The sequence below is a fragment of the Marinagarivorans sp. genome (genome assembly GCF_982758155.1).
On record NZ_CEXWTU010000370.1, the window covers coordinates 1 to 2,851 of the forward strand.

A 2,851-nucleotide genomic window follows, 5' to 3' on the forward strand; every position below is an offset into this window, starting at 1 on the left:
CGGCCCAAGCCATCGCCATATTTACACGTCAACTGGCGACTATGATGAAAGCCGGCGTCCCATTAGTGCAAAGTTTTGACATTGTAGCTGATGGGGTAGACAACCCCTCTTTAGCCAAATTGATTAAAGCAATTCGTGAAGATGTTGCGGCAGGCGGGGGATTCGCCAACGCATTAAGAAAGCAGCCAAAGTATTTTGATGAGCTTTTTTGCAATTTGGTTGATTCTGGCGAACAGTCTGGTGCGCTAGAAACAATGCTGCACCGAATTGCAATATACAAGGAAAAAACAGAGCAACTAAAAGCTAAAATCAAGAAAGCCTTAACCTACCCCATTGCTGTAGTCATTGTTGCAGTAATTGTTACGGGTATTTTACTTGTAAAGGTAGTTCCGCAGTTTGCTGATACCTTTAGGGGGTTTGGCGCAGACCTCCCCGCATTTACCTTGTTTGTTTTAAACCTCTCCAACCTTGCGCAAGCCTATTGGATCCACTTTATTCTAATTATAGGCGTAAGCTTATTTGGGTTCAGCAAACTAAAACAAAGCAACAAAAAATTTCGCAACTTACTTGATCGCATGATTTTAAAAGCGCCGGTAGTAGGCAAGATTATTTATGAAGCAATCATCGCCAGATTCGCGCGTACACTTTCAACAACATTTGCGGCAGGTGTACCACTAATTGATGCCCTCACCTCTGTGGCTGGCGCTACAGGCAATAGTGTTTTTGAGGATGCGACATTAAAGATACGCGACGAGGTATCTACGGGTACGCAACTAAATGTCGCCTTGCGACACTCTAAAGTATTCCCGTCGATGCTTATTCAAATGGCCGCCATTGGTGAAGAGTCGGGGGCATTAGACGAAATGCTAGATAAAGTTGCAACATTCTATGAAGAGTCAGTAGATAATATGGTGGACAACCTTACAAGCCTCCTTGAGCCAATAATTATGTCTGTTCTCGGTGTTCTTGTTGGCGGTTTACTAATAGCCATGTACCTGCCCATTTTCCAATTGGGCAACGTGGTTTGATCTCATTCGACCAATTCGTATCCCTCCACCAAACAGCACCGTGGTTTACCCTCGGCGTTGTTTGTATTTTGGGCTTAGTGGTGGGCAGCTTTTTAAACGTGGTTATCTACCGCATCCCGGTCATGCTTTTTAAGGAGTGGAAAGAAGCCTGCGATGAGATGATTGCTAACCCGGCAGAAGAGCCGCTGCCAGAAGGCAAGTTCAACCTTGCTATACCTAATTCGCGCTGCCCCAAATGTAATAACCCCATCAAAGCCTGGCAAAACATCCCTATCGTAAGCTTTTTAATGCTCAAAGGGGCTTGCGCTAAATGCGGGGTGAAGATTTCCACTCGTTACCCGCTGGTAGAGCTATTCACGGGTATTGCGAGTTTGATGGTGCTTTGGCTCCTTGGTGCAACACCGCAAGCGGCTATGGCACTGATATTGATTTGGTCGCTTATAGCGCTGACCATGATCGATATCGACCACCAGCTACTACCCGATAACCTCACTCTGCCACTGATGTGGCTTGGCTTGCTCTGCAACCTGAATGGACTTTACACCGACATAAACAGTGCGGTTATTGGCGCGATGGCGGGCTACTTAAGCCTTTGGAGTGTTTATTGGCTATTTAAACTGGTCACAGGCAAAGAAGGCATGGGCTTCGGTGACTTTAAATTGCTTGCCGCATTAGGCGCCTGGATGGGCTGGGAGCAGCTGCCGGTTATTATTATTTTATCCTCGCTGGTGGGTGCAGTTTTTGGTATTGCAGGCATGATTTTTTCCGGTAAAGATAAAGAATGGCGAATCCCTTTTGGCCCCTACCTCGCTATAGCGGGTGCCATTGCGTTTTTCTGGGGCGACCTTATTACCGCAAAGTATCTTAGCCTTTCAGGCTTAAGCTAAAAGCGTGATCGTTGGCCTTACGGGGGGAATTGGCAGTGGAAAAAGTACCATTGCCACTTTATTCACCGGCTTAGGTATTGAGTGGGTTGATTTGGACATTGTCGCACGACAGGTTGTTGAACCAGGTCAACCTGCACTTAAAGCGATTACACAGCACTTTACACACACAATACCCAATATAACCACAAACAATGGCGAGCTAAACCGAGCCGCCCTGCGTGATTATATCTTTCAGCGACCTCAGGAAAAAAAGTGGTTAGAAGACCTACTTCACCCACTCATTCAAAGCCGCAGCCAAACACTGCTCAGCCAAGCACAATCGCCTTACGCTCTTCTCATTAGCCCTTTATTATTCGAGAAAAATACGCCAACCGATAAAAGCATTAGTATTGATATCGACGAAGCCACTCAGATATCCAGGGCGACCTGCCGCGACTGCAATACGGAAGAGCAAATAAAGCGCATTATGGCCACCCAACTACCCAGACAAGAGCGCAACCAACGCGCCAATTACATCATTGATAACTCAAAAACGCTTAACGACACCGAACAACAGGTGTACGCCATCCATCAAATGTTGATTTCTAACCTCTAGCGATAACACTCTTTATGACGACACTATCAATCCCCTGCCCGAGCTGTAAAAAAACTGTACAAATGACAGAAGAATACCCCCACCGCCCGTTTTGCTCTCATCGATGCCAGTTGATTGATCTGGGAGAGTGGGCAGCAGAAAGCCATAAAATTGCGGGCAGCCATAATGACGAAGATATTGAGCATTGGTCTGAAGACGAGCATCAATAGCCTTCCTTCGCTTAAGGGACAAGGAAACAATATTTCATCCACTAATGCTTGATATCGACATCCTTACCTTCGTTGCTCAAAGCGTTACATGCCTCGGTAACTGCTCCACGACATAATGCTCCTGCAATGTCT

At 46.2% G+C, this 2,851-nt stretch carries 4 protein-coding genes; all 4 read left to right on the forward strand.

The features are described from left to right. Positions 1 to 1,028, forward strand: a 1,028-nt coding sequence (locus tag AC3A8L_RS20945; protein WP_487964222.1) for a type II secretion system F family protein, incomplete at its 5' end; no start/stop codon positions are given. Further along, positions 1,028 to 1,915, forward strand: coding sequence for a prepilin peptidase (locus AC3A8L_RS20950; protein ID WP_487964225.1), 888 nt, complete (start codon positions 1,028 to 1,030; stop codon positions 1,913 to 1,915). The genes AC3A8L_RS20945 and AC3A8L_RS20950, both read left to right, overlap by 1 nt. A gap of 4 nt (positions 1,916 to 1,919) precedes the next feature. Then, the gene (coaE, locus tag AC3A8L_RS20955; RefSeq protein WP_487964223.1) at positions 1,920 to 2,510 is read left to right on the forward strand and encodes a dephospho-CoA kinase; all 591 of its coding nucleotides are present in this window, start codon (positions 1,920 to 1,922) and stop codon (positions 2,508 to 2,510) included. A gap of 14 nt (positions 2,511 to 2,524) precedes the next feature. Further along, complete coding sequence (gene yacG, locus AC3A8L_RS20960) at positions 2,525 to 2,719, forward strand: DNA gyrase inhibitor YacG (protein WP_487964224.1); 195 nt, start codon at positions 2,525 to 2,527, stop codon at positions 2,717 to 2,719. The last annotated feature ends 132 nt before the right edge of the window (positions 2,720 to 2,851 follow it).